A 25142-nucleotide genomic window follows, 5' to 3' on the forward strand; every position below is an offset into this window, starting at 1 on the left:
AGCTAGAGGAAGCCGGAGAAATTTGGCGAACATTCCCGCGTCAATGAATTCCCGGGCATGCGCGGGGCATGACAGGCGGCGGTGCAACTTCGAGGCCCCTCGACCGCGCGTTCCGCTGCGGCTGGATTGTATTAGAGCATGATCCGGAACGTGGAAACCAGTTTTCCGAGAAGATCATGCTCAAACACAATATAGAGCGGAATAACGCTTCGAAGAAACGTCATCACGCTCTACGGCCGTGATCCTTTTGCAACGTTGCGACTTAATCGCGCCACGACCGCCCGATTTTGATCCGCATCAAATCCTTCGACATCCCGCTGTGTGACAGAGGCGTCGCGCGACTCCCGCGTTGATTTGGGAATGGAGAATTTGATGAGAATAAGAACAATTCTGACGACGGCGTCACTGCTCGTGCTGGCGGCGGAGTTCGGTGGGGCCACCACGTCGGTACAGGCTGCGACGGCGACGCCTTACACCAAAGCGCCGCCGGTCGAATCGTTCAATCCCTGGATGGTCCGTCTGCGCGTGCTCGGCGTATTGCCGGATGCCGGAGGCAGCTCGGTCAATGTTCCCGGTGTCCCGCCCCTGTCGTCGCCGAATTCCGGGCTCTCGATCAGCGATCAAGTCATACCGGAGCTCGACATCACCTATTTCTTCACCAGGAACATCGCCGCCGAACTCATTCTCGGAGTGACCAAGCATCACATCGGCGGCACAGAGACGCTCCACGGGCTCGAGATCGGCGAAGCCTGGCTGTTGCCGCCGACGCTGACGCTGCAGTATCACTTCACCGATTTCGGCGCGTTCAAGCCCTATATCGGCGCTGGCATCAACTACACCGTATTCTTCAACCAGTCTGCAGCCAATACGCCGTTTGCCGGCCTAGCGGTGACGGATTTGCACGTCAGCAACCAGGTTGGCGCCGCGGTCCAATTCGGCTTCGACTACATGCTCGACAGTCACTGGGGCCTCAACTTCGACGTGAAGAAGTTGTGGCTGCGGCCGGATTATTCGGCGATCGTCAACAACGCGATTCCCGTCACCGGGCGCGCCAATATCGATCCATGGCTGGTCGGCGGCGGCTTCACCTTCAAGTACTGACGTAAGGAGCACGATCGGGCAAAGTGGAAACCCGATTTGCTCAAACAAGAAGATCGAGCGAGCTGACGATTCGAAGAAGCGTCGTCTCTCTCAGCGCCGGGAGCCGGGCCCGGTGCCGCATCCGCTTTGGCTGTGAGCTATTGTGCGGAGCCAGCATGAGGTGACGGACGCGATCGAATTGGGTTAGTAATCGATTAGATCATTTTCTCATCTCGGCGCGCGTCGCGGAAAAGCACCACATGGACATCAAGGTCCACGGATTCAAACGGCACGCCGCTAGGGTGACAGCGTCACGGGAATCAAGGACTTGAAGCTCAAAGGCTCGTCCAGGGTGATCAAGCGCGGCACCGTGATCAAGAACATCCATCTCACCGAAGATCCCGATGAAATAAGGCCACACCGATAACTCAGGGCCTAGTGTTGCGCACGGATTTCTTGAAGAGAGGTGTGAGGTCATCACCACTCATCGTTCTGGCGATGAGGGCAATCCAACATTCCAGAGACGTCAGTCGTTGGACGCATAGGCCGCGCCGTACTTGATAGCCCGCGCAAGCGGCGCTAACCGAGCCTTTAGCTCCGCTTCAACACCATCACCAGGCGGTCGACACGTTTGCCTTCCTTAAGATGGGACTCGATGATTTCGTCGATATCGTCAGCCGTGGTCGGGCGGTACCAGACGCCGTCGGGATAGACCACCATCAAGGGTCCGGCGTTGCAAAAGCCGAGGCAGCCCGCCGCCGTGAAGCCGATATCGGTGAGCCCTTGCGCTTCGATCGCCTTGCTCATCCTGTCCCACAGGACTTGCGCGCCAGCCGCGCCGCAGCTGCCGTGCGGATGTGTGGGCGGACGCTGGACGTGGCAAGCAAAGACATGATGCCTGTAGAGTTGAGGAAGCTGGAATTCCGTTTCTGCGTTCATGCGCCTGCCATGCTGGGTTCATCTAAAGAGAGACAAGGTCCGAGTGCATCGCCCCTGGGACAGCGGTCATCAGCGCGCGCGCGTGAAGTTCGTCACCCATTGTCCCGTTGAGCGCCGCATACACAATCTGATGCTGCTTCGGCTCTTGACTGTGAAGGCACGCGGAATGACGCGCGCGCCATAATGATCGCCGTCGCCGGCATGATCTGCCACGGACACCTCCGCCTCCGGAAAGGCCTTCCTGATCAGTGCTTCAATGCCTGGTCCCATCATCGCGATCTTCCTTGCTCCCGCTTTGCTTGCTCCGCCATCTTGCTTCTCAATGCAAGCTTCGAACCAAGATGCGGGATGGCGTGCTTCTGCGCCGATCCTTCTCAATCTGCCGACGTGCAACCGCCAGTCATTGTCACGTTTGCTACAGCAGCGGTCTCTTCTGTTGCGGACGTGACAAACATCGAGCCGGACACGCGCGCCTCCAGCTTTTCCGCAAGCGAGGCCCAAAATAGCCGGAGCATCCCGGTCCTTCTGGATGGCCCGGCTCTTGCAATGTCATCTCAAGGATGAAGCGATCGCCATAACTGTCGTCTTCTTGGAGGAGCCCATCAATTCGGCGATCTTCCTGATGAGATCGACGCTTTGCTGCAGCAAGGCGTGATCGCCTACCGGCATGATCCGGCGCGAACCGAGCGCATCTTTCGGTCAGCGTTGGACCGTGCGACGAGGCGCGCGTGATCGCCGAGCGTGGCTTGCGCGAGATCGCAAGCCAAGCCGGCTAGGAGCCCGACTGGCGCCAATGGCAAACCGCAATCAGCGATGCCAGTGGCGCCGGCGCTTCGCGCTGTACACCTTGAAGGCGCTTGCCTTCAATCAGTTGATTCCTGGGGCGGAGACCTCGATTACAAGACTACGATCAATGGATATGCCCTTTGAATTGCCGCGCGTGACTGGGATTTGTAGCAGGGTTGTTCCCCCTCTTCCTGCACGCACGGCCAATCTGGTTTCAGCGAGTCTCAAAGAACTCCTGATACAGGATCGTTATCTCACCCTAACGGTCCTGTTACGTCTGGGTCTACATACCCCCTCCAGCCCAGACGGAGCCCTCGGCGGCGTTGTGGCCGCCGGGGGCTTTCTTTGTTTCAAGCGCGCCTTGGATGTCACTAGCACCTGCTCGATCTCGGCGCCCTCCACAAGCGCGGGTGTCATCGGAAGCAAAGACCACACCCGGCTTCACCCGACCAAACAGTGCTGGCGTCGATGTTCGCCCGTTGCCGGCCCGCCTCACTCCGTAGACAGCATGGAACCGTGCAGCTCGCGCTCGCTCGCACCCGATTTGTGGATCTAGCAATATAGGGAGAGGCAGCTGCCAATTCTCCTAAAAGGACGCCGGCGTCTTATCGCAGGCCAAGAGAACGGAAAGGAAAAGGCAAGCGGGACTAGGTTATCAGCTTGCCGAGGATTGTCTTAGTGCAGCCATGCTTTCTCGCGAGCTGGAGCTGAGCAGAATAGAGATTGATGGACGCTTTGACCGGGCGGAGCGCGTCGCCCACAAGGCGGGCGCAGGGCAGCAGCTATCAAGAATCAAATACGAGCGTGCGTGGACGGCTTGCTATTGGTTTTCCTTGATGGGCGCTGCGAGGATTTCTTTCTTCAGCGCATGCGGCAGCGCTTCGGAGACTTGGTCCGGCGAGAACGCAGCCTTCGCAGATCGCTCCGCTAGGTGCTTCCAGTGCCGCCGCATGGGCAGGCTTCTATGTGGTCCATCACTCATTGCGCCTCCAATGTCAGAATTGGATGAGAGAAATACTGACAATGTCAAAATATTGGAACTTGGTTATGGATCATTTGCATAAGGTATCGAAAAATGATACTTTACGCAGATGATTTCAGAAAATCGCTTGTATGCTCGAGATTACCTGACGCGACTCGCTGCCAGCGGGCGCTATCATTTTGAGTCCAGTGATGCCCAAAAGGCGCTTGGCGTCTCACCGGCGGCGGCGAAGCTGGCTCTGAACCGTCTCGCCAAGCAGGGTCTGATCGCGTCACCAGCCCGGGGCTTCTACGTCATCATCCCGCCCGAATACCAATCTCTGGGATCTCTCCCCGCAGACCAGTTTATCCCCGCACTCATGCAAAGGATGGGTCTGACATACTATGCGGGGCTGCTAACGGCCGCTCAGTATCACGGCGCGGCCCACCAACGTCCTCAAGAATTCCAGGTGATGCTGGCAAAAAGCCGACGCCCGCTCATCAGTGGTGCGGTTCGGGTCGCCTTTTTCGTCCGCAAGGACATCGCTGCGATCCCAACCCAGAGCTTCAACACTCCACGCGGCACAGTGCTTGTTTCTACCCCGGAGGCTACGGCTGTCGATCTCGTCGGCTACCCCAACCATATCGGCGGCCTCGATCAGGCCGCAACGGTCCTTGGGGAACTGGCGGAGACTCTAAATGCCGAAAAGCTCGTGGCGGCGGCTCAAACGGCGCCGATGCCCTGGGCGCAGCGGCTCGGTTATCTTCTTACGAAGGCAGGTGCAGGTGACCGTACTGAAGCCCTCAAGTCTTATGTCCGGCAGCATGCGCGGCAGTCCGCCGTGCTTTTGCCGACCGCGCCTCACGACGAGGCCGCCCGTGACGATGACTGGAAACTGATTGTCAATGCCGAAGTCGAGCCAGAGCTATGATTCCACGCGACTACATCTCGGAATGGCGGGCTCACGCACCCTGGGTGCAGGATATTCAGGTCGAGCAAGACCTCGCGATCTGCAGGGCGCTCGTCGAGATATTCAAGCATCCTGTACTTTCGAAAGCCCTCGCATTCCGCGGCGGCACGGCTCTCTACAAGCTCTACATCACTCCCGCTGCCCGCTACTCAGAGGATATTGATCTGGTGCAGGTCCGCGCAGAGCCAGCTGGCGCGGTCATGGAAGCCTTGCGCTCCGTCCTCGATCCGTGGCTCGGCACGCCCCGCTGGAAGCAAACCGAAGGTCGCGTCACCTTCGTGTACCGTTTTGCCTCCGAGGATACGCCGCCGATCAATATGAGGCTCAAAGTCGAGACTAATACACGGGAGCATTTTGCTGTCCATGGTTTCAAACAGGTGCCATTCAGCGTCAGTTCGCGTTGGTTTGAAGGAAAATGCGATATCTCAACTTACGAACTTGACGAGCTGCTTGGCACTAAGCTGCGCGCCCTCTATCAGCGCAAAAAAGGCCGCGACCTCTTTGATCTTGCGATTGCTCTTAAACGAGATGGGGTTGATCCAGAGCGCATTGTGAAAACCTTTGCGACCTACATGGAGCATGGCGGTCATAACATCACCCGCGCTCTATTTGAGCAGAACATGCATCAGAAAATGACGGATGCCCAGTTCACCGCCGATATCAGCCCGCTGCTGGCGAATGAATATTCTTGGGACATGAAGAAGGCGGCTGATGAGATTGCAGCGGTCTTGATTCAGAAATTGCCAGGAGATCCTTGGAAAGGCGGAGGGTAATCCCCAAGTTACGAACTTCCCCGCCGCGCATCGCTTCGGCTACCGCAACCGAAATCGTCGCCTTGTGCACATCCAGCCCCACGAAAATGCTATCGTTCATCAGGCCCGCTCCCCATGCTTGAGGCTCGGCGCCGGACCATCCGGCGCAACCCTCGATAGGAGCTTGCCGCGGGGCGGGCCGCCCGTCACCTCAGAGGGCGAACGTAGGGTCTAGGCGCCCGCCGCCACGTGGGGGCGACGCCGGCATCAACCGGCGGGCAGATGCGCCGAGGGCAACAAGCGCGCCTGACGCAACGCCGCCAGTCAGCCGAGCCGGTGCAGAAGCAGGCGACGGCCAACTGGCGGATGACGATCTCGAAATGGGCGACAACCGCCTCGGTGGACACCGTCGCCGCGCGCAGCACGCCGGCAGCCTGCCCGGCGATGTCCGGCCCAGGCGGATGGCCTTGGCCACGATCGGCACGCCCACGCTGCGCGCGGCGCGAGCGATCTGCGCCAGGACGCCGCGCCAGTCGCGGTCGCCCTCCGGCTGTACCGCTTCCTGCAGCGGATTGAGATGGACGATGAGTCCATCGGCCTCCAGCGCATCCACCGCCCGGCGCGCCAGGTCCAGGCCGTCGGTCTCGCGCAGTTGCGCGGCGCCGATATTGGCCAGCGAGGGAATGTCTGGGGCCAGGCGGCGCAGCGCGCGCGTCCGCCCCTGGGAGTTGCGGGATTGCAGGCTCACGCCCTGCGAACCGACGCACATGGCGATCCCCAAGGCTTGCGCTGCCTCGCTCAGATGCCGGTTGATGGCCTCGGCGCGTGGCATGCCGCCAGTCATGGAGCTGATCAGCAGCGGCGCGCGCATGGTCTTGCCCAGCAGCGAGGCGCGCAGGTCGATCTGCGTCAGGTCCAACTCGGGCAAGGCGCAGTGTTCGAAACGGATGTACTCCCAGCCGGCAGCGACCGTGGCCGGCGCCGTTCGCCGATCCAGCACGATGTCCAGATGGTCGTCCTTGCGCCGGCTCAGGGCGGTGCCGCTCATGCTCGCTCCATCCGTCGCATCGGGCGACGGCGTTGCGTCGGATCGGACCGACGGCAGCGCGCGCACGCCGCCGCCTCCCGCGCGTTCAGGCCGGCGCACGCTGGCCTCCCCCCGCAGCGTCGCCGCGGTAGCGGCTGGTCGAGGTCTGGTAGTACTGCGCACGGATGGCCGCCATGGCCTCGATCAACGGTCCCCACGGCGCGGGAAAGCGTTCTTCCGCCATCACCCGGTGCAGCATACGCGTATGGCCGGCCAGCTCGTCGTTGAGGAACTCCACCACAGGCATAGCCGGATAGCGCTGCAGCAGCAGGATCGCCGCGTTGTCGGCCTCGCCCGCCGACCTGTCCTTGTCGCGTCCATGCAGATCGTTCTGCAGGCGCCCTATCGCGGAGATGAGCCGCAGGACCTGGCGAAACGCCGGACGCGCGCGCAAGGTCGCCATGTCCAGCCCCCACAGCAACGACAGGCAACAGAACACGTTCGCGTAGGCGATCGAATCGATGCCATTGTGCAGGTACTCGGCGTAGGACCAGCGTTCCGCCCCTGCCGCCTGCGCGTGTCCGGCGCGCAGCGCCGCGCAGTAGCACCGGGTATCGTCGAGAAGCTGAGCATAGTCGCGACGATCGTATGCGAGCGCGGCCAGCGAAGCGCGCAGCACAGCGCAGCCCTCGAATCCGGGGAGCGCGCACGGCACGCCCTGCCCCAGCGCCTGCTCCACCGCGGCGAGCTGCTCCGGCGCGATCAGGCCAAGGTCGTTGCAATCGTCGAGCCAGAACAGCAGCGCCAGTTCGCGATAGAACGCCACGATCAGCGTTTCGTCCTGCGGATCGCGGCCGGTGCGGGCGCTGGTGTCGCGCAGGCTCGGGTGGATGCGCTGCAGGATGTACTGGCCGCCCCTGACCGCTTCCATGGCATGCTCGTCGGCGAACCCGGTCAGGGAACGCCCCCACTCCAGCACCTGCTGCAGCGCGCGTTCGGTCTGGATCATGGCGCCGCTCCTGCTCCCTCGGCCAGGACGCGCCGCCCCCAACGAAGCGCCAGCCACAACCCGGCGAGTTCGGCCACGCGCACGACCCGGGTGGGGCAATACAGTTCCTTGCCGATCCACAGCGGCGTCTGCGGCAATGCATGCGCCGCATGGCGGGCGAGCATCCACTCCAGCGCACGCGCCACCGCCTGCGCGATGCGCCGGCGCCCTGTCGGCTCTTCGCTCCCGTCCATCACGTGCAACGCGAACAGCGCATAGGCGGTTTCCTCGAATGTGGACGCGCGACCGGCGCCCCAGCCGCCGTCGTCGCGCTGCGCCTGCAGCAGCGCCGCCAGCGCGCGCTCGTCGCGCCACTGGGGCTTGCCTTGCGCCAGCGCAGCGACCGCATGCGCGGTGGGATACAGCCACGAAACGTGCCATTTTTCGTTGTCCCATAGACCGTGCGGGTTGCGATTGGCCTCGACGTAGGCGCTGGTGCCGGCGGCGGGCTTTCCCAACAGTCGCAAGGCATGCAGGGCATGGATGTTGGTCGACACCGAGGCATTGCGCTCGCCGGGGAAGGTGGCGAACAGCTCGCCGATTTCGAAATGGCGCAATGCATCGACCGCCGGGTCGCGGCCAGCAAGGCGCAGGACGCACAACGCAACGGCGGTGTCGTCCGCATCGGCCGCGAAGTGCAAGGCCGGGCCCAGACCGCGCACGCCCAGACGGGCGTCGAGCTGCGCGACGATCACGCGCACCGCCTCGGCGAGCGCGGGATGCGCGAACAGCCCGGCCAGATGCAGGGTGTACAGCGACCAGCATGGCTCGAACACATTGATCGGCCAGACGTTGGGAACGACACCTTCGATGCCGCTGGGCGTCGCCCGCGATGCCGCCTGCAGATACGCGTCGGCGCGCCCGACCTGCGGCGTGTTCCCCTGTGTCACGGCGTGCGCACGCCACGCGGCGGTGGCCGCCGGACTGATGCCGATGCTGCCATCGTCATCCGGGCATGCCGTGGTCGGCGACGTCCCCCAGGCTTCCCAGGAGTGCAGCAACGGATGGCCGCTCGGCAACGTCGCCACCGCCCCCAGCTTGACCAGGCACGCTCGCCGCAACGGCAACAGCGCCGGGTGGCGCGGAAACGCCACGCCGCCCGGCAAGGATGCGGCCTCGCCGCAAAACTTCGGCAGGATCAGCTCCGCGCCGATCGGTGCGTCTTCCGGCACCGCATGCGCGTAGGGATCGGGCTGGCGCTGGAGGAACCGGGTTGCAGCCTGGACTGCGTCGGCAGCGCCGGGAAGAGGATCGGCACGCTGCAATGCCAGCAACGCCGCCCACGTAGGCGCATGGCGGAACAGCGGGAAGTCCGCGCTTCCCCATCCGCCATCGGCCTGTTGCTGCGCGATGAGCCACGCGTATGCGTCCTGCCGACCGGTGACGTTGCCGTGGAACTGCAGAGCTCGCGCCGTGTCGTAGACGGACGGACCGATGCTGCCGCCATCGCTCATCTCGCTCAGCAGGTGGCGCAATTCGGAAAGGATCTGTTCGGACAGCGCGTTCACGCGGGATGTTCCTTCTGCAGACGGTTGGCGAGAACCAGGATCGGGCAGACGCCGCGCACGTCGCCGCAGGCCCGTCGCGGCCCGGCGCATGGGCAGCGCCGGACGGCCGCCCTGCTCCGGCGCGGCGACGCGCCCGATGCTGACCGCCGGTCCGCCGCATAGGCTTGCGCGCAGCGCGCCGCGGCCGTGCCGGGCAACCGCTGCGATCGGCGCCGCGGACTCCGACACAGTGCAGCATGCACCGCCGGCCGATCGCAGCGGCACAGGGGCGCCTCCATGCGGACGGGCGCGCTCATGCGCATGGCGCGTGCTTAAACAGATACGCGTTGGCCCGCTGCAGGATCTGCGCCAACCGTTCTGCACGCGGCCCGAGCGGGGCGATGGCCTCCCCGGCATCGCGCAACAGATCCGGCGCGAACTGGCGCGCTGCCTGCAGCCCCATGATCGACGCGCAGGTCGGCTTCTGCGCCGCCGCGTCCTTGCCGGGGGTCTTGCCCAGCGTCGCGGTATCCGCTGTCGCGTCGAGAATGTCGTCGATCACCTGCAACGCCAGGCCGAAACAGGCGCTGTAGCGATCGAGCGCACAGTACAGCGCAGCGTGCGCGGCATCCTCCGCGATGGCGCATAGCGCGCCCATGCGAACGGATGCGCGTACTAGCGCTCCGCACTTCATCCGGTGCATCGCCACGATCCTGTCCAGCTCGACGTGCTTTCCAACCAGCGACAGATCCATCGCCTGCCCGCCTGCGGCACCCTCGGCTGACACCGCCTGCGCCAGTTCGCGCACGAGCGCGATACGGTTGTCGCCCGGCGCATCCAGGCTCGCCAGGGTCAGGAAGGCGTGCGCCTGCAGCGCATCGCCGACCAGGATCGCAGTGGCTTCGCCGAATTTGACGTGCACGGTCGGAAGGCCGCGGCGAAGCACGTCGTCGTCCATCGCGGGCAGGTCGTCGTGGACCAGGGTACAGGCGTGCATCATCTCGATGGCGGCGCCGACGTCGTCGAGCATGTGCGCCGGCGTGTCGGCCAGTGCGCCGGCAGCCAGACAGAGCAAGGCGCGGGTGCGCTTCCCGCCATGCAAGGTGGCGTAGCGCATCGCCGCCATCAGCTCGGTCTCACCGTCGTCTTCGGCACAGAGAAGACGCGCCAGCGCCTGTTCGACCCGCTTTGCGCCGTCCTGCATCCAGATCTCCGGCAGCAGCCTGCTGGATGCGCCGCGCGCCTGCGCGCCCAATCCGCCGAGCGCGGAAACGCCAGTTCGGTCGTCGTGTAGCGTGGAACCGGTCTGCATGTTGTTCATGTCCTTGTACCTGACAGGAGACGGCCACGGCGAGCGGCGAGCCGCCGCGGTGTTGTCGGCGTCGCACCGAGCGCGCGCGCCGAGTGCAGCAATGCCGCGCGGCGCCGGCGCCGCTGCCTCGCCACACGGGGCATGCGATGCCAGCTCATGAGAATCCGATGCGGATTGTCATGGACGGATGTGCGGTCGGGTAATAGCGCCGGCCTTTTTCGACGCCGCTCGCCAACCGCGGCCGCACCCCGGCCTTGTGCATGGTCAGCGCCAAGGCGATGCAGAACTGCACCAGTTCCAGCCACACCAGGTGGTAGCCGATGCAGACGTGTGGGCCGGTACCGAACTGCAGCATGTCCACCGGCCGTATCGGCTCCGTGCGTTGCAGCCACCGCGCCAGGCGGAACTGATCAGGCGCCTCGTGCAGCAGCGCCGAGGTCGAGAAATGCAGCAGCGGGATGCACAGATGGGTGCCCGCGGGAATGCGCCGTTGGCCGAGTTGCAATTCCTGCAGCGCGCGACGCGGCAGGAGCGTGGTCGCCGGATGCACGCGCAGCGTCTCGCGGAACAGCGCCTCGGCGACCGGACACTGCGCCAGGTCCGCGTGCCGGGTCGGCACCGCGCCCACGCGTTGCGCCTCCTCGACCAGGGCGTCCCACAGCCCAGGCTGCCGCGCCAGCTCAATCACCATCCAGGCCATCGTCGAGGCGGTGGTGTCGTGACCGCCAAGCAGCAGCAAGCGGATATTGGCGACCAGGACGTCATCGGAAAGCGCATCGTCGCTGCGATCGAAGGCGCTCACCATGTCGTTGATCAACCCGGTGCGCGCGGCATGTTCGCGCGCGTCGCGGACGAACTGGCGCAACTGCGCGTCGATCCAGTCGCGGGCGGCGCGGCCGCGCCGCAAGGGCAGTCCGGGCAGGTCGACCGGGGGCGCGACGATCAACTGCAGCAGTTGCCGGTACTTGCGATGCCATCCCGGCAGGTCCTGCGCGGGGATTCCCATGAGGCTGAAGATGAGCTTGAGCATCAAGTCGGTGGTTTCGCGCAGGATGGTTACGTCGCCGCGGTCGCGCCACGCCTGCACCCGCGCCCGGATGACGGGCGCGAACAGGTCGCCGATGCCGGCCTGGGTCAGCCCCTTGGGCAGGAACGCCGCCTGGATCGCATCGCGCGCCTGCCGGTGCGCGCCGCCGTCCTGGGCGACCAACGTTCCGCCAAACAATTCGGGCACGATCTCTTCGATCAGCGCCGAGGACACGTCCTTGTGCCGGAGCAGTGCGAACGCATCCGGATCCAGACAGGTCATCAGGTGTCCGGCAGGGCCGAAATCCAGCCAGAAGTGGCTGCCCAGCGTCCGTTCCGCGCGCCGCAGCAGGCGCGGCAGGTCGCAGACGATGGCGGGAAGATGCCCGACCAAGGGGAAAGCGCCGGGCACGACCGGGATGTCGTGCCGCAGCCGATGCCGACGGTCCAGCGGGTTGAGCAGCATGTCCATCAGCAGCGCGGCGACGCGGCCGCTTCGGCGGTCTCGCCAGCAGGCCGCGCGGCGCGGCTGTTGCCACCGTCGGCGTACGTCGGCACATGCGCCAGCATGCCGCCGTCGATGCACACGACCTGGCCGGTGATGAACGCAGCATCGTCGGAGAGCAGGAACGCCACCAGCGCGGCCACGTCCTCGGGGCGGCCGACGCGCGGCAGGAGCTGGTGCCGGCGCAGATGCCGTTGCATGCACTCGTCCAGCTTGGCGAGGAGACGCTCGGTCATGATGAGACCCGGCGCAACCGCGTTGCAGCGGATCTGCGCATGACCGTACTGGGTGGCGAGCGAGGCCGACAGCATGTTCATCGCCGCCTTCGACGCGGCGTAGGACGTCTGCGCGGTGTCACCGCTGAGCCCCTGGCACGACGACATGTTGACGATCGCGCCACCGCCGCGGGCGATCATCCGTGGGATGGCCTGCCGGCAGCAGAGTAGCGTGCCGCGCAGATTGGTCGCCATGGTCTGATCCCAGACCGCCAGGTCCAGGTCGAGGATCGCGCGGTCGCGCGGAGTCAGATGCATTGCGCTCGCGTTGTTCACCAGCAGGTCGACCCCACCGAAGTGCCGCTCCGCCGTCTCGAACAGCGCTGCCACCGCCTGCGCATCGGCGATGTCGATGGCCAGGGCCAGCGCGTGGCCCGCTTCGGCCGCGATCTGCGCGGTGCAGGCGATGGCCGCCGAGCCATCAATGTCGGCCACCACCACTCTGCCGCCCTCGCGCGCGATGGCGAGGGCGCATGCCTTGCCGATGCCGGCGCCGGCGCCAGTCACCACGGCCACCTTGCCTTCAAACCGTCCCATCGTGTCCTCCTGGATTGCGTTGGTCTTTCGCAGCATGCCGCTCGGCCTCCGCCGGAGAAGGCGCAGGGTCGGCGCTGGCGCGCCCGTCATCGCCAGCGTCGCTTTCGATGACCCGAATGGCGGCGACCGGGCACTGGCTGGCCGCGAGCCGCACGGCGGCGTGCAGCGCCTGCGGGACCGTCGCCCCACACACTTCGGCCACGCCGTCTGGTTCGCGCTGGCGAAAGGTGCCCGGCAGCGTCAGCACGCACTGCCCGGTGGTTCCGCACAGATCCTGGTCGACCACGACGCGCATCTCAGCCCCCTGCGCATGCAGCCGGACCGGCAGCGCGCGGAACGTCCTAAGGAACGCGGAGGGCTCTCGGGTCGGCTGCTCGGCCAATGCCAGCGTGGGGAAGCGCGCCTGGATCCGCGGCAGGCACTCGGCCAACTGCACCCGGGCCAGTTGCGCACCGAGGCAGAAGTGGATGCCGTGGCCGAAGCTCAGCATGATCTTCCCGTCGGTCGACATGCCCGGACTGGTGCCGTAGAACCGCGCGGGATCGAAGCGGTCGGGATCGGCGAAGGCGTGCGGGTCGCGATTGCCGGCCGCGATCAGCACGCGCACGTCCGCGTTCTTCGGGATCACCACGCCGCCCAGTTCGATGTCGCGCTGGGCGATACGCGGAATGGAGCTGAACATGGCGGGCGCGTCGCAGCGCAGGACTTCTTCGACGAATGCCTTCACCCCCACGGCGTCTCCCTGTAGCCAGTGCCGCTGTTCGGGATACGCCAGCATCGCCAGGACCGCATGGTCGATGGTCGCAGCAGTGGTGGCGAACCCGCCCAGCAGCATGCCCCACAGCATGCTGATCAACTCCGCATCCGACAGTGTGTCGGCATCGTCGTCGTGTGCGCCGACCAGCATCGACACGATATCGTGGCGGGGACCGGTGCGCTTGCGCTGTATGAGGTCGCCGAAGTAGGCCTGCACCCTGGCGCTGGCCGCGTCCGCCGCGGCGAGCTGGGGATCGCTGGCGTGCGGGCTCAGGCCTTCCAGAATGGCGTCGATGCCGGCGGCGAGCCCGAACATGTCGTCCTGGGGCATGCCGAACAGTTCGGCGAAGACCAGCATGGGCAAGACCAGCGCGAATTCCCGATGCAGGTCCACCGCCTCCCCGCGCTCCAGCGCGGGCGCCATGCCGTCCAGGCGCGCGGCGACGATGCGCGCGATGCTCGGCCGCAGGTTGTCGATCTGGCGCATGGTGAAATCGCGCGAGATCAGCCGGCGCAGACGCGTATGCGTCGGTGGGTCCTTCATCGCTAGCGTGGACGCCAGCAGATTGAGCGACAGGCTGGTCGCCGCACGCGGGAAATAGCGCGCCAGTTCGCCCGGCGCCGGTCCCCGAAACGCATCGCCCGTGGCCTTGAGCGCCCAGTAGATGTCGGCGTGGCGGCTCAACAGAAAGAGGCCCGACGCCGCGCGATGCACCGGATCGTGCTCGCGCAACCACCGCATGAACGGATACGGGTCGTGGATGCACGCTGGCGACGCCAGTTCGGCGAAGGCGTCCCGGCATGCTGCCGTGGTTTCTTGCACGTCCATCTTGGTTACCTGTTGGCTGGCTGATCTGACCGGCGCGCGCCAGGCGCGCCGGCAAATTGCGGAGCAGATCGCGATCCGCGGCGGCGTCCGCGCATCACCAGAGCACCGGGAACTCCTCGAACCCGCCAGTGATGATCTCCTTGCGCAACTTCAGTTCTTCGGGCGCCACGGCCAGGCGCAGCGCGGGAAAGCGCTGGAAGATCGAACCGAACACCGCCTTGAGTTCCAGCCTGGCCAGCGCCGCGCCGATGCAGGAGTGCGGCCCGTAGGAGAACGCGAGGTGCGGCTTTTCCTGGCGTCCGATGTCGAAGATTTCCGGGTCGTCGAAATGGCGCGGATCGAACGACGTCGCCGGCAGGCCGACCAGCACCTTGCTCTCCGCGGGAATATGCACGCCCGCGATGGTCACGTCGGTCCTCGGATAGCGCATGATGCCGTCCCAGCCCGCGCCCGGCGGGTACATGCGCAGGATTTCCTCCACCGCCTTGTCCACCAAGGATGGATCGCCGACCAGGCGTTCGCGCTGTTGCGGATGGCGGAACATGGCCAGCAGGCCGAATTCGATCTGCGCGACGGTGCTCTCGTGCCCCGCCACCAGCATGCCCGCCGCCAGGCCGATCGCCTCTTCCTCGGTCGCCTTGCCCTGGTCGACCGCCGCGAGCAAATCCGTCAGCAGGTTGTCGCCTGGATCCTGGCGCTTGTCCCGCATCTTGCCGCGAATGTAGGCGCGCAGTTCTTCCCAGGCCAGGCGCGACGCGCTGCGCGGGCCGCTTTCATGCTGGTGCGTCATCACCTCGTCGGACAGCCCGGCGAAAAAGGCGTGATCCTCGTAGAGCACGCCCATCAGCGCGCTGATGACCATGGCCGGAAGCGGAAAGGAGAGGTGGCGCCGCAGGTCGGCGGGCTGGGGCTGGGCCGCCAGCGTCTCGAACAACTGCGCGGCGATCGCCTCGACCTGCTGCGCGAGCAGCTTCACCCTGCGGTTGCTGAAGGCCGGCGCCACGATCGTGCGTAACCGGGCATGCTCGCCCCCCTCATGCGAGACCAGCCACCCCGGCGAACCGAGAATCACCGAATCCGGGGTGAATGCCGCCGGCGGCATTCCCGCGGGCCGGAACGCCGTGTCGGACAGCGCCGCCTTGGCCTCGTCGTAGCCTGTCACCCACCAGCCTTCGTGCCCGGACGGGAAGCGCACGCGGTGGATCGGACCGTTGGCGCGTAGCGCCAACATCTCGGGCGAGGGCTCGATGTGATCGACGCGCCACATCGGCAGCGTCGGCAAGGATTGTTCGGACATGGTGGCACTTCACTCTCTAAGCGATGGAAGCGCGGAAGGTGACCGCAGGCGCTGCGGGCAGCGGCTTCACGTGCGCTTGCGTTCACTTCTGTTCGTCGATGATGATCGACGGGAAGGCGGCCGGACCCTAGGGCCTCAATCTGGCTTTAGCCATCTACCGAATCTTGTAGTAGCCCCCTAAGCTAGAGAAGCCATACTTTTCGCGGCGAAGATTGAAGGCCGCCTTGCCGCCTTCCATGATCCGTTCGATGGCTTCCCGCACGTTGGGAACGTCGATTGCGCCTTCGCCGGCAACGACGTCGCGCGACTGATCGCCTGAAGTCCTGTAGTCGCACCAAGCGACAAGTTCAGCGTCGCCATTGACGACAAGATTGGCGTTGTGGCTTGCAAAGATGATCTGCCTTTTCTGTTTGGCCTTCCAAAGCTGCTGTACGATCTCCAGCATCACGGGATTGTCGAGATCCTCTTCGGGCTGATCGATGATAAGAGGTGTTCCCACTTGGTTAAGCAGGGTCTTTAGCAGCGCGGTTGCCTGTTGGCCGGCGGACGCGTTGCCAAACGGGATGTATTCGTTCTCGCGCGTCCTGTATTCGAACACAGGTACGCTCGGGATCGGAATAAGCGACAGCGCCAACCACTGGTCAGGCTAGAGGTTGCGCGCCAGACGATCGATTTCACCCGCGGTCAGACCGGCCGCAGAAAGCGATGGCGTTTCGGGACGTGGCGCGTTGCTCTCGTTCTCCGGATCGACTTCGGCGAGTTTTTCAAGATCGGCCAACACCGCGCTCCATTGGACGGCGCCATCGGCGGCGGTTGGAATGCCTTCCCCCAGCGATTCAATCTTGCCGCCGGAAATGTGCGATCCGCTCAAGAACTGACGTAGGCTGTTCACGAACTCGGAAGGATCGGCATACGGCTTAACATGCGCACGTATCATTCCATCTGAACTAGCCGTGAGCGACGCGCATTGGGCCCGCATGAGCTCATCACGCTCTCGCCGTAAAGTCAGCCATGCTCGCCCTTTCGGTTTCATAAACGGCCTCGGCGGTTTCTAGCCCGCGCAGTTCCTCGCGGAGGCGAGCAGTCTCGCGGACGTGTCGCGCGAGTTGCTCCTCGATCTGCCGCAGCTACGTCATCCTCTCGGCATGCGTCGAGGAGCGGGCGACCGCAGCATTGTAGTCTCCCTTGAAGGCAGCCAGAGAGGCAGCCCATTGGCGCCAAGGGCTGTCCGGCCCCAATGACTCCAGGATGCCGCTTGCCTTCGCTCTCAGCGTATCAAGCGCTGTTTGGGCGTCGGCCAATAAGCTTTGCTGCTCGGCTCGCGCTGCTTGGAGCACAGCCGCGTCTGGCTCGGCGGGTGCCGGTGCCGATTGAACGAGGCTGGACGCGACCGTGGTGCGGAGACCCTCAGCGCCGGATTTGACCGTCGCAATGCCGTCGCGCCAAGACTGAACCGCCTGGTCGGCGGCATCAAAGTTCTTGCCCTTGGCGATGATGGCACGGTCATCGTCGGATAAGGCCCCCAGTGAAGATTTGATGGCCTCGGCCCGTTCGCTGAGGGAGCGCTCTTCGAGCGCCCCGCTGATCGAGGGTATGCGCGAGCGTGCGCTGGCGGCGGCGTGACGCAATAGCGATCGCGAAGATAGGTGCGCTCGTCGAGCTTGTCTTTGAGCTGCTTCAGCGAATGAATGTTTTGCAACCGCTCGACGTTGGCAGTTTTGGCGTCACCGTTCGGGCTCGGATTGATCGCAAGAGCCGTCATTGCCAACGAGAACAGGTCAGCCGGAAAGTCGGTATCGAAGATCAGTAGCGCTTGGCACGGAACGCCGAGCGTCAGCTCCATTCCGGGGAAAACGACGAGACGCTCTTGCTTAGGCAAGGGCGTTCCGCGCTCATCGGTTTCTTCGTCGGCGGCACAGCGAATGTATTCGACAAACACCATGTCGTGGTGATCGGTAATCGCAATCCCCTGCAGACCGCGCAAGCGACAGGCCTGGACAAGCTGGTTGGCGTACGATTGACGTTGGTCGTCGGCGACGGCCCCGCCGCCCGTCCAATTTTGGTCACGCGGCGTATGCACTTGCAAATCGCAACGGTGGAAATGCGCTCCCTTGTCCATCGGCTCCCCAAGACGCAGCTTCTCGTTGACTCAAAACCTAATGGATTCGCGTGGAAATCGCACCCCCACCGCTGCTGACGCGCGGGCGACGCTGCATGCCTACTGGTTTCCGGCGTTGACTGCAAATAGGCTCAACCCGTTCAGTTCATCATCCACAATGGCTGGCTGCGCGTCTCGCTGTTCGAGTGTCCCCGTACCATTCATTCATCCCGGGCTACAGGATGACTTCCGCCGGCGTGCCCGGCCCTTGATCTCTCACCAGTTCGAAAGCTGCGACAGGCGCAGGCCTGCGCCAATGTTCATGAGAACGACGGCGCTTTACCGAAAAACTCCGGAGCTACGGTCATGAGATCATGCCTGTTAATCCGGATGGATCATGATGTCCATAGTTTCGTCGCCGTCCTCGAACGGATCGGGCAACCCGTTGTCCTCCACCAGCTTCACGCCACAAAGGCAGACGTCGCCGTCGACCACGGCGAGCGCGACCGGCTCAAGGGCTTTTCCATTGCAGGGGCCATCGATGCAAAACCCGCTGTCGATCTCGAAAGTCGCACCGTGCCGGCCGCATCTGATAAAGGCGCGGTCCGACGAGAAAAATTCCCCGGAGCCGATGTTGAGCCAGACGCCGTCATGCGGGCAGCGGTTGACATAGCCGTGGTAGTCGTTTCCGAAGGTCCGCACCACGACAATCGGAAACGGCCGGCTCTCGCCGCTCTCGTCGATCCGCGACAGGCTAAAACCCTTCGCGTCGCCCCGCTCGATTGCATCGGCGTGACAGACGCTGAACACCTCAACCTCTTGGCTGCCCATGTTGCGGTGCTCCCTTGGCTCATGCTGTCGTCACGTTTTCCTGCCTGAAGGCATCGACGGCGGCACGGGTCAGCCGAAGCACGCCAATTCCACCGGCCAGCTCCTGGGAGGGCATCGACGGCCCGCTGAGACAATCAAACATTGGTGCGGCGTAAGGCCGGCCGGGCGCTCGTCAAGCTCGACCACGGTCCCGTTCAGGGAACATTACGTGTTGCGAAGTCCATGTGCCTTCCCCGCCAAAGCTTGAAAGATACCCGAGCCGAAGCCGAAGAGCTCGATGATCATTGCTACCGGTTCCGAGCAACTTGACTTCGGAGGCGAGCCGCAACTTGGAGGCGCCTCCTCCGATCATATTGAGCTTCTCATTCTCTTTGCGCGCCACCCTCGAGAGTTCCTTGCGGCCTTGCCGGACGAAATGTCGGAGGATCCGCGTTTGGTCTGCACTTGCATTTGTTTGGCATTGCGATCTCCGGGTTCTGCAGCACCGCCAAGAGTGATGTGGCCTGAATGACCTCGATCATCTTGCCCCACGGTGAGACGGTGGCTGTCGACATTCAAGCCTTCCTTTTGCGTCCCATTGATGATTCCTCGGCTCTAATAAATTGCTGCGCCAGCGCCGATGTTGATTGACGCGTCCTTCATCGTCTCCACGATGAAGTCGATCTGGTCATCGGTGAGGTGGGTGTGAAACGGCAGCGCCAGGGCGCGTTCGGCGATCTTTTCCGTGACCAGGAAATCGCCATGCCGATAGCCGAGGTCGAAATAATGCCGCTGCAAATGCAACGGTTGGCAATAGGCGGCGGCCTCGACCTGCTCGATGCGCAGGTCATCGACGATGGCATCGCGGCTGGAGCGCGTGAAGCGCGTCCCGAGATGGACCAGATAGAGGAACCAGTTCACCTCGGTCGCATCGGGAGCCACATAGGGCGGCTTGATACCCTCGAAGGATTGCATATGGGCATTGTAGAGCTGTTCGGCGAGCCGGCGTCGCTCCAGGATTTCGTCGAGGCGCCTTAGCTGCGCAAGGCCCAGCGCAGCTGTGAGATCGCTCATGCCGGCCTGGTGGGGCGCTGCGCTGCTGACGACAACGGAGGAGCGCTCATCCAGCCGATGTGCGCGATGGCGACGCAAGCCAACGGCCAAGTCGATGTCGTCGGTCACCACCATGCCGCCTTCGCCGCAGGTCAGGGCCAGTGGCTGGGCGAAGTCGAACACGGCGATGTCGCCAAAGCGGCCGACGAGCTCGCCCTTGTATCGCGATCCGATCGCTTCGGTCGAATCCTCCAGGAGCGGCAGCTGATGGCGCTGCGCGATCGCGCGCAGCTCCGACCATGGCGCTGGATGGCCATTGGGGTTGGCACCAATAATCGCCCGCGTGTTGGCCGTGACACGCTCTTCGACCTTCGCCGGAGCCAAGGCTCCCGACCAATAGTCGACGTCGGCAAATTCGGCCCGTGCGCCCACGAGGCTGATAGCATGCACCGTCTCGCGAAACGAATAAGGCGAGGCGATCACCTCCTGCCCGGGTCCGATGCCGAGCGCTTTTAGCGCAAGCAGAAGCCCGATCGTGCCGCTGGGGACGGCAACGGCATATTTGCGGCCAAGATAGGCGGCGAAGGCTTTCTCGAAGGCGTCAGTGATCGGCCCATTGGAGATTCGCGGGGAACATAGCAGTGCTTCAACGGCAGAGAGCTCGGCGGAGGTGATATCGGGATCGGAGAGCGGAATGAAGGATACGGCCTCGATCGCTTCTGTGCCATCATCGTGATCCTCTGCGAGTGCAATGCCGGTCACCGTCCAGTACTCCTTGCCGCCAGCAAGATACCAGTCGCGCGTGCCGGATCGGCCGTGATCTGCACGCAGCGATCGCAGCCATCGATCAGATGCAGGTCGAAACGCGGAAAACTTCGGAACGGCCGCTCCGTCACGTCAGACGCATCACAGCGCGTGTAGGCGAGGTGCGGAAAGCGGCGCCGCAGCTCGGGGAATGGGCTTGCATCGGCCTCCGCCGCCGCGAGCACCCGTTCTATTTCGATCAGTTCGTCTTTGCCAAGTGCCATCGCGGCTCCCATATAACTGGTCCCCAAATCATCTTCATTGCCAGAACAGCCGCTCTGGATCCGTGTTCAAATCCTCGATCGCTGAGGTCAACCGGAGGTAAATGCTGTAAAACTCCCAGATCCCGTGCGCGTGGTTCATGCGAAACAGCTTCCACATCCCGCTCACCATGTCATAGTGGATCAGCGCGACATCGATCAGGCCGCCGTCCTTGTCGATATTACGAGAGCAGCAGGGACTCTCGATCAGATAGCCACCCCTCACCGGCCTCACATTCGGCGAGACAAAGCGATAGCGCTTGCGCGAGCTCAAGGCGCGCTCGATCCGCTTGCGATCGAGCTCGTTCGGGTGAGGGATCAGTCCGGTGGCTAGTTTTCTCATCACCGCAGCATTCATCGCGAACCGCCACCCTCAAAGCACTGCAATTTCTTCTTCAAGACAGCCGATGACCAGCCGCTCGCCGAACTCGACGAGATAGATTGGCACGTTCGCTTCGGTATGCCTGCCGACCTGCACGATCTCGCCGATCCCTCCGGCGCCCACCAAGAGTCCATCGGACGGTGCATCCGGAAAGGACCCGTCGTTAATGAGGTCGATCGCCGCCTTGACGTGCTGGCCCCATTGGTACTTCGGCAGCCTCGGGTCGATCATGACGCAGCCTCTTCCGGCAACGGCAGGTCCTCAAGCTCCTCGCGCGCCACCGCCGGCACGAGCTCCTTGCGCTTCATCCCGACGCGGTTGCCGCTTTCGAGAAATTCGACGCCATAGATGTAGAACTGCTGCAGAAAAGTGCCGATTGAGACGACGTAACCCACCTCCCCCTTTTTAGCGAGGATCTCGCCAACTTCCTTGCCGGCATAGGTTCCGTCATTGCGGATGGTGCGGTTGGCCCGCACCTTTTCGCCGAAGCTGAAGAAAGGCGGCCCGGTCAGCTCGACGACCTCGCTGTCGCGAACGATGTTGCTCATGTCCCACTCTCTCTCGGTCGTTCGGGCCGGATGGCCACGCGCTCGCGGGCGACTTCCTGCACCATCGAGTCCTCGTCCTCGGTCAGCTCCGCCAACTCGGCCGCCGTAATGCGGCTTGCCACCTCATAGCGGACGCGCCAATCCGGATCGCGGCGCAGCACGCTGAGCGAAACCGGAGACAGCCGCCGTGCGATCTCGAGCCGCACGGTCGGATCGCGATCATTGACCATGCCGAGCAGCCAGTCATAGGGAATGCGGAGCGCAACCACGCGGCGCACCTCGGGCTCGTCATCGTTCATGAGACGCCCAAGCAGCGCCGGCGCGATCCGGCTCGCCACCACCAGGCGGACGTAATAGTCCTGATCCGACATCATCGGCGCCAGCGCCTCGCCTTCCAGCAAGGTCGCAACCCGCATTCTCACCTCCCGATGCGGGTCGCTGCGCAACCGCAGCACAAAGCGCTTGGGAAGGCGGCGCGCCGCGTTCCAGCGCACGGTTTCCTCAGCATCGTCGAGCAGCATCGGCAGCAGGAACAGGTTGGCGTGTTTGGCCGCGATCGCGCGCACCTCGACATGCGGATGTGTGATGTAAGCGTCGGCCAGCGCCGGATTCCAGTTGAAGAAGCGGTCGATGCGGCGGGCATAGCGGTCGTTGACGCAGGCTTGCATCAAGCGGCAGCCGCCGCTGGCCCTTAGCCCGAGATGCGTGCAGGTGCCGCAGTCGACCTCGTTGCCTAACCAGTCGCGGGCCTCATCGATGTCATCGGTCATCGTCCTGTCCCATCCGCTCCAGCACGTCCAGGAGCACCTTGGCGCCGATCTTGTCGGTCGGGTCGAGCTCCACGAGCTTGCTGGCGGCCGCGTGCCCTTCACCGAGATCGCCGAGCCGCATCTGCAGGTAGGCGTAGGCTTTCAGTGAAAATAAATAGAAGCGCGGCAGGCTGTTCTCGTAGCAATCGAAAGCAGCATCGGTCGCGCTGACCCGCCGCCAGTCGTCTAAGAGGCCGTTTTCACGCGCTGCCTTAGAAATACAGAGCTTTGCGACCTCCAACGCTTCGGCCAAGCGAGCCTTGTAGAAATAGAAGCGGTAGAGTCCGATCAGGACGGCGGCGTGTCCCGGCGCCAGCGCCTGCGCTTCGTGCAGGTGTTTTTCCGCGATCTCGTCCAGGTGATAGGAGAGCCCGGCCTGCCACAGATGATCCTCGGCTTCGCGCGGCAGGCCGTCGCCGAGTAGCGTGTGCGCGATGAGCGCCCCTTCGCTACCGGACAGCGGATTGCCTGCCCCATCGAGGTTCATCGGCAGCTTTCCTCTTCTAATGGGCAGACTTTGCGGTGTTGCTGGAGCAGCACACCTGCTTCTGGGAAGATCAGCCCGGTCCGCGCAGCGGTGTCGGTCAAATCGATCGTGAGACCCCCTAGCCTTAGCTGGTTCTCGCCATTGAGAAGCAACTTCAGGCCGTTGCGCTCGACGTCTTGCTGTCCGGGCCGAGATGCCAGCGCAACACCTATATTGGCGGACAATCCCGAGCAACCATCTGCCGTGACGGCGAGACGGACGCTGGCGCCAGCGGTGCCATCGGTGCGCAGCAGGAAACTCGTGAGTTTTTCAGCGGTGGGCGCCAGGGTGAAGGTCATGGGCTCGAGCCTATTTACGGCCGCGCCTAGTAGCGCGGCAATGAGGTGTCGATGACGCATGTGTTATCGACCGGGCACACCGCGACGCATTGCGGCTCTTCGAAATGGCCGATGCACTCGGTGCATTTCTTCGGGTCGATGACGAACGTCCCGCCTTTCTCCGAGATTGCGACATTCGGACATTCCTGCTCGCAAGCCGAGCAGCTCGTGCATTGCGAGGCAATGATCTTGAACGGCATCGACGTCTCCCTCAAGCAGCCGAAATCAGCGCGCCCTGCCGGATCGCCGCCTCGCCCCTCTTGACATGCTGGATCTCGCCGCTTTGCACCCTCTCGAGATAGGACTTGAACCAGGCGATCGCTGATTTTTCGATGAACTCATGGGCGTATTGGTCGACTGGCTCGATCCCGGCCTTCAACAGATTGCTCTTCGGACAGCCGCCGATCTTGGCCACGAACACCGCATGGCAGTCGTCGATGGCGCGGATGATGGTGGCAAGGCTCTCCTCCTCGCCATAACCGCCCCGGCAATAGTGATCGACGCGGCGATGGCCGACGAATTTGGCGCCCGTAGTGGAGAGTTCGTACACTTGGAACTCCTTGGCATGTCCAAAATGCTCGTTGATCAGGCCCGAGCCCTTCGTCGCCACCGCAACCAAGAGCTTGACTCCGCTCATTTCGCTGGCGAGCTCGGCGAGCTCTTCCTGCTCGGCAGCAACCTTGGCGACGCGCTCCACCTCGACCTTGGCCTGATAGGCCTTGCGCATCTCCAGGTCATATTTGACGTCCATGGTCATAACCTTCTCGGTAGTGAACTCCGCGCTGCGGTCCTCGCCGAGCAGGCCGACGGCGTCGGCGCGGCACTGCCGGCAGTGCCGCATCATGTTCATCTCGCCTTCGCAGACATCCTGCAGTGCCTTCAATTCCCGCGCGGTCGGACCCCGCTGGCCGCTGAGACCGAATAGGGTGCCGTGCTCGGGCGCGGAGATCAGTGGCATGATGTTGTGTAGGAACGCGCCGCGCGATTTGACCGCCTTGTTGACCTCGAGCAGATGCTGGTCGTTAATGCCCGGGATCATCACCGAATTGATTTTGCAGAGGATGCCCCGCTCGGTAAGCATCTCGAGGCCTTGCAGCTGGCGGTCGTTGAGAATCTTTGCGGCTTCGAGGCCGGTGTAGCGCTTGTGGTTGTAGAAAATCCACGGATAGATTTTGGCGCCGATTTCGGGGTCGACCATGTTGATGGTGATGGTGACATGGTCGATCTTGAAGCGGGCGATCGTGTCGACATAGTCGGGCAGCATGAGGCCGTTGGTCGACAGGCACAGCTTGATGTCGGGAGCGGCCTTGGCCACCAGCTCGAAGGTCTTGAACGTCTTTTTCGGATTGGCCAGGGGATCGCCGGGCCCCGCGATGCCGAGCACGGTCATCTGTGGGATGGTGGAGGCGACCGCCACCACCTTTTTCGCTGCCTGCTCCGGCGTTAGTTTTTCGCTCACCACGCCCGGGCGCGATTCATTGGCGCAATCATATTTGCGATTGCAGTAATTGCATTGGACGTTGCAGGCGGGCGCGACCGCAACATGCATGCGGGCGTAGTGATGATGCGCTTCTTCGCTGTAGCAGGGATGGTTCTTGACCTTCTCCCAGATCTCGGTTGGCAGCTCACCCTGGCCAGCTTGCGAGCCGCAGCTCGCCTTGCCGCTGCCGCCGGACGTGCCGCAGCCCTTGTGCTCGGCGATCACCTGCATGGTCTCGCCGATGTCGACGGCGCTCCCTGCCAAGCTTGCTTCGTCCAGCGCTGATACGTCCATCCTTTCATTCTCCCTGCAGGCGGAAACTGAAAAGGAGATTTGCAACTCGCGTGCCATGGCCGGAACGGCGAGCAATTTTGATCTAAGTCAAAAAGTGAGCCCGCCTGCCGCGGTTGGCCGTGGAAGCGAAGCCTTCTGCACGACATTAGAAAT

26 protein-coding genes and 1 pseudogene are annotated in these 25142 nt (G+C 63.6%); 4 read left to right on the plus strand and 23 right to left on the minus strand.

Annotation, left to right across the window (positions count from 1 at the left end):
• Window positions 1-372 precede the first annotated feature (372 nt).
• Together LMTR13_RS26515 and LMTR13_RS43870 are read left to right on the plus strand one after the other, a co-directional pair.
• Window positions 373-1101, plus strand: a complete 729-nt coding sequence (locus tag LMTR13_RS26515) for an OmpW/AlkL family protein (protein WP_065732990.1) — start codon at window positions 373-375, stop codon at window positions 1099-1101.
• Window positions 1102-1432: 331 nt separating this feature from the next.
• Entirely contained in the window at window positions 1433-1507 is a 75-nt protein-coding gene (locus LMTR13_RS43870) for a hypothetical protein (protein ID WP_418219812.1), read from the plus strand.
• Window positions 1508-1671: 164 nt separating this feature from the next.
• Here the strand turns inward: LMTR13_RS43870 and LMTR13_RS26520 are convergent, their stop codons facing one another.
• The gene (locus LMTR13_RS26520; protein WP_065730351.1) at window positions 1672-2019 is read right to left on the minus strand and encodes a (2Fe-2S) ferredoxin domain-containing protein; all 348 of its coding nucleotides are present in this window, start codon (window positions 2017-2019) and stop codon (window positions 1672-1674) included.
• 1877 nt (window positions 2020-3896) lie between these two features.
• Here LMTR13_RS26520 and LMTR13_RS26530 point away from each other — a divergent pair.
• Window positions 3897-4697, plus strand: a complete 801-nt coding sequence (locus LMTR13_RS26530) for a type IV toxin-antitoxin system AbiEi family antitoxin (protein ID WP_083219239.1) — start codon at window positions 3897-3899, stop codon at window positions 4695-4697.
• Complete coding sequence (locus tag LMTR13_RS26535) at window positions 4694-5509, plus strand: nucleotidyl transferase AbiEii/AbiGii toxin family protein (protein WP_083219240.1); 816 nt, start codon at window positions 4694-4696, stop codon at window positions 5507-5509. Before LMTR13_RS26530 ends, LMTR13_RS26535 begins: the two co-directional genes overlap by 4 nt.
• Before the next feature lie 246 nt (window positions 5510-5755).
• On the opposite strand, the pseudogene LMTR13_RS26540 reads toward LMTR13_RS26535, so the two are convergent.
• From LMTR13_RS26540 to nifB, 22 genes and pseudogenes are all read right to left on the minus strand, one after another.
• Window positions 5756-6536, minus strand: a pseudogene (locus LMTR13_RS26540) (beta/alpha barrel domain-containing protein).
• Window positions 6537-6621: 85 nt separating this feature from the next.
• Window positions 6622-7524, minus strand: a complete 903-nt coding sequence (locus LMTR13_RS26545; protein WP_065730352.1) for a terpene synthase family protein — start codon at window positions 7522-7524, stop codon at window positions 6622-6624.
• Window positions 7521-9071: a hypothetical protein gene (locus tag LMTR13_RS26550; protein WP_065732993.1), complete on the minus strand. Its 1551-nt coding sequence runs from the start codon at window positions 9069-9071 to the stop codon at window positions 7521-7523. The genes LMTR13_RS26545 and LMTR13_RS26550 overlap by 4 nt, the downstream gene beginning before the upstream one ends.
• Window positions 9072-9363: 292 nt before the next feature.
• The gene (locus LMTR13_RS26555) at window positions 9364-10362 is read right to left on the minus strand and encodes a polyprenyl synthetase family protein (RefSeq protein WP_065732994.1); all 999 of its coding nucleotides are present in this window, start codon (window positions 10360-10362) and stop codon (window positions 9364-9366) included.
• A gap of 154 nt (window positions 10363-10516) precedes the next feature.
• Window positions 10517-11860 (minus strand): cytochrome P450, encoded by a 1344-nt coding sequence (locus LMTR13_RS26560; RefSeq protein ID WP_065730353.1) that lies wholly within the window; start codon window positions 11858-11860, stop codon window positions 10517-10519.
• Window positions 11860-12705: an SDR family oxidoreductase gene (locus LMTR13_RS26565; RefSeq protein ID WP_065730354.1), complete on the minus strand. Its 846-nt coding sequence runs from the start codon at window positions 12703-12705 to the stop codon at window positions 11860-11862. Before LMTR13_RS26565 ends, LMTR13_RS26560 begins: the two co-directional genes overlap by 1 nt.
• Window positions 12692-14290: a cytochrome P450 gene (locus tag LMTR13_RS43455; protein ID WP_065730355.1), complete on the minus strand. Its 1599-nt coding sequence runs from the start codon at window positions 14288-14290 to the stop codon at window positions 12692-12694. Before LMTR13_RS43455 ends, LMTR13_RS26565 begins: the two co-directional genes overlap by 14 nt.
• Window positions 14291-14384: 94 nt before the next feature.
• Window positions 14385-15587 carry a cytochrome P450 gene (locus LMTR13_RS26575; protein ID WP_065730356.1) on the minus strand — a complete coding sequence of 401 codons (1203 nt, stop codon included), beginning with the start codon at window positions 15585-15587 and terminating at the stop codon, window positions 14385-14387.
• Window positions 15588-15741: 154 nt separating this feature from the next.
• The gene (locus LMTR13_RS41960) at window positions 15742-16221 is read right to left on the minus strand and encodes an ATP-binding protein (protein WP_065730357.1); all 480 of its coding nucleotides are present in this window, start codon (window positions 16219-16221) and stop codon (window positions 15742-15744) included.
• Window positions 16222-16233: 12 nt separating this feature from the next.
• A complete protein-coding gene (locus LMTR13_RS41965) occupies window positions 16234-16620 on the minus strand; it encodes a hypothetical protein (protein WP_197520924.1) in 387 nt (128 codons plus the stop codon).
• A gap of 234 nt (window positions 16621-16854) precedes the next feature.
• The gene (locus tag LMTR13_RS41970; RefSeq protein ID WP_197520925.1) at window positions 16855-17706 is read right to left on the minus strand and encodes a PHP domain-containing protein; all 852 of its coding nucleotides are present in this window, start codon (window positions 17704-17706) and stop codon (window positions 16855-16857) included.
• Between the two features lie 360 nt (window positions 17707-18066).
• A complete protein-coding gene (locus LMTR13_RS26600; RefSeq protein ID WP_065730361.1) occupies window positions 18067-18516 on the minus strand; it encodes a Rieske (2Fe-2S) protein in 450 nt (149 codons plus the stop codon).
• A gap of 594 nt (window positions 18517-19110) precedes the next feature.
• A complete protein-coding gene (locus tag LMTR13_RS26605; RefSeq protein WP_236843501.1) occupies window positions 19111-20301 on the minus strand; it encodes a DegT/DnrJ/EryC1/StrS family aminotransferase in 1191 nt (396 codons plus the stop codon).
• Between the two features lie 5 nt (window positions 20302-20306).
• Window positions 20307-20576 carry a hypothetical protein gene (locus LMTR13_RS26610; RefSeq protein WP_065732995.1) on the minus strand — a complete coding sequence of 90 codons (270 nt, stop codon included), beginning with the start codon at window positions 20574-20576 and terminating at the stop codon, window positions 20307-20309.
• 34 nt (window positions 20577-20610) lie between these two features.
• Window positions 20611-20970 carry a DUF3024 domain-containing protein gene (locus tag LMTR13_RS26615; RefSeq protein ID WP_065730363.1) on the minus strand — a complete coding sequence of 120 codons (360 nt, stop codon included), beginning with the start codon at window positions 20968-20970 and terminating at the stop codon, window positions 20611-20613.
• Window positions 20971-20985: 15 nt separating this feature from the next.
• Window positions 20986-21225, minus strand: a complete 240-nt coding sequence (locus tag LMTR13_RS26620; protein WP_065730364.1) for a nitrogen fixation protein NifZ — start codon at window positions 21223-21225, stop codon at window positions 20986-20988.
• Window positions 21222-21542, minus strand: a complete 321-nt coding sequence (locus LMTR13_RS26625) for a nitrogen fixation protein NifZ (RefSeq protein ID WP_065730365.1) — start codon at window positions 21540-21542, stop codon at window positions 21222-21224. The genes LMTR13_RS26620 and LMTR13_RS26625 overlap by 4 nt, the downstream gene beginning before the upstream one ends.
• Window positions 21539-22312, minus strand: coding sequence for a 4Fe4S-binding leucine-rich repeat protein (locus LMTR13_RS26630; RefSeq protein ID WP_065730366.1), 774 nt, complete (start codon window positions 22310-22312; stop codon window positions 21539-21541). The genes LMTR13_RS26625 and LMTR13_RS26630 overlap by 4 nt, the downstream gene beginning before the upstream one ends.
• Window positions 22302-22838 (minus strand): tetratricopeptide repeat protein, encoded by a 537-nt coding sequence (locus LMTR13_RS26635; protein ID WP_065730367.1) that lies wholly within the window; start codon window positions 22836-22838, stop codon window positions 22302-22304. Before LMTR13_RS26635 ends, LMTR13_RS26630 begins: the two co-directional genes overlap by 11 nt.
• The gene (locus LMTR13_RS26640; RefSeq protein WP_236843145.1) at window positions 22835-23176 is read right to left on the minus strand and encodes a HesB/IscA family protein; all 342 of its coding nucleotides are present in this window, start codon (window positions 23174-23176) and stop codon (window positions 22835-22837) included. The genes LMTR13_RS26635 and LMTR13_RS26640 overlap by 4 nt, the downstream gene beginning before the upstream one ends.
• A 26-nt stretch (window positions 23177-23202) precedes the next feature.
• The gene (locus LMTR13_RS26645; protein ID WP_028350583.1) at window positions 23203-23415 is read right to left on the minus strand and encodes a 4Fe-4S binding protein; all 213 of its coding nucleotides are present in this window, start codon (window positions 23413-23415) and stop codon (window positions 23203-23205) included.
• An 11-nt stretch (window positions 23416-23426) separates the two neighbouring features.
• A complete protein-coding gene (nifB, locus tag LMTR13_RS26650) occupies window positions 23427-24926 on the minus strand; it encodes a nitrogenase cofactor biosynthesis protein NifB (protein ID WP_236843502.1) in 1500 nt (499 codons plus the stop codon).
• Window positions 24927-25142: the final 216 nt, after the last annotated feature.

The organism is Bradyrhizobium icense (assembly GCF_001693385.1).
GTDB lineage: Bacteria > Pseudomonadota > Alphaproteobacteria > Rhizobiales > Xanthobacteraceae > Bradyrhizobium > Bradyrhizobium icense.

Bases quoted from the DNA above. Each gene is read 5' to 3' on its own strand.
- LMTR13_RS26600 (WP_065730361.1), bottom strand. From the start codon at position 18,516: ATGGGCAGCCAAGAGGTTGAGGTGTTCAGCGTCTGTCACGCCGATGCA.
- LMTR13_RS43455 (WP_065730355.1), bottom strand. From the start codon at position 14,290: ATGGACGTGCAAGAAACCACGGCAGCATGCCGGGACGCCTTCGCCGAA.
- LMTR13_RS26625 (WP_065730365.1), bottom strand. From the start codon at position 21,542: ATGAGCAACATCGTTCGCGACAGCGAGGTCGTCGAGCTGACCGGGCCG.
- LMTR13_RS26630 (WP_065730366.1), bottom strand. From the start codon at position 22,312: ATGACCGATGACATCGATGAGGCCCGCGACTGGTTAGGCAACGAGGTC.
- LMTR13_RS26645 (WP_028350583.1), bottom strand. From the start codon at position 23,415: ATGCCGTTCAAGATCATTGCCTCGCAATGCACGAGCTGCTCGGCTTGC.
- LMTR13_RS26640 (WP_236843145.1), bottom strand. From the start codon at position 23,176: ATGACCTTCACCCTGGCGCCCACCGCTGAAAAACTCACGAGTTTCCTG.
- LMTR13_RS26635 (WP_065730367.1), bottom strand. From the start codon at position 22,838: ATGAACCTCGATGGGGCAGGCAATCCGCTGTCCGGTAGCGAAGGGGCG.
- LMTR13_RS26620 (WP_065730364.1), bottom strand. From the start codon at position 21,225: ATGATCGACCCGAGGCTGCCGAAGTACCAATGGGGCCAGCACGTCAAG.
- LMTR13_RS26520 (WP_065730351.1), bottom strand. From the start codon at position 2,019: ATGAACGCAGAAACGGAATTCCAGCTTCCTCAACTCTACAGGCATCAT.
- LMTR13_RS26535 (WP_083219240.1), top strand. From the start codon at position 4,694: ATGATTCCACGCGACTACATCTCGGAATGGCGGGCTCACGCACCCTGG.
- LMTR13_RS26545 (WP_065730352.1), bottom strand. From the start codon at position 7,524: ATGATCCAGACCGAACGCGCGCTGCAGCAGGTGCTGGAGTGGGGGCGT.
- LMTR13_RS26575 (WP_065730356.1), bottom strand. From the start codon at position 15,587: ATGTCCGAACAATCCTTGCCGACGCTGCCGATGTGGCGCGTCGATCAC.
- LMTR13_RS26555 (WP_065732994.1), bottom strand. From the start codon at position 10,362: ATGCAGACCGGTTCCACGCTACACGACGACCGAACTGGCGTTTCCGCG.
- nifB (WP_236843502.1), bottom strand. From the start codon at position 24,926: ATGCAGGTGATCGCCGAGCACAAGGGCTGCGGCACGTCCGGCGGCAGC.
- LMTR13_RS26530 (WP_083219239.1), top strand. From the start codon at position 3,897: ATGATTTCAGAAAATCGCTTGTATGCTCGAGATTACCTGACGCGACTC.
- LMTR13_RS26610 (WP_065732995.1), bottom strand. From the start codon at position 20,576: ATGGCACTTGGCAAAGACGAACTGATCGAAATAGAACGGGTGCTCGCG.
- LMTR13_RS26615 (WP_065730363.1), bottom strand. From the start codon at position 20,970: ATGAATGCTGCGGTGATGAGAAAACTAGCCACCGGACTGATCCCTCAC.
- LMTR13_RS26560 (WP_065730353.1), bottom strand. From the start codon at position 11,860: ATGGACATGCTGCTCAACCCGCTGGACCGTCGGCATCGGCTGCGGCAC.
- LMTR13_RS41970 (WP_197520925.1), bottom strand. From the start codon at position 17,706: ATGGACAAGGGAGCGCATTTCCACCGTTGCGATTTGCAAGTGCATACG.
- LMTR13_RS26565 (WP_065730354.1), bottom strand. From the start codon at position 12,705: ATGGGACGGTTTGAAGGCAAGGTGGCCGTGGTGACTGGCGCCGGCGCC.
- LMTR13_RS26515 (WP_065732990.1), top strand. From the start codon at position 373: ATGAGAATAAGAACAATTCTGACGACGGCGTCACTGCTCGTGCTGGCG.
- LMTR13_RS41965 (WP_197520924.1), bottom strand. From the start codon at position 16,620: ATGAAACCGAAAGGGCGAGCATGGCTGACTTTACGGCGAGAGCGTGAT.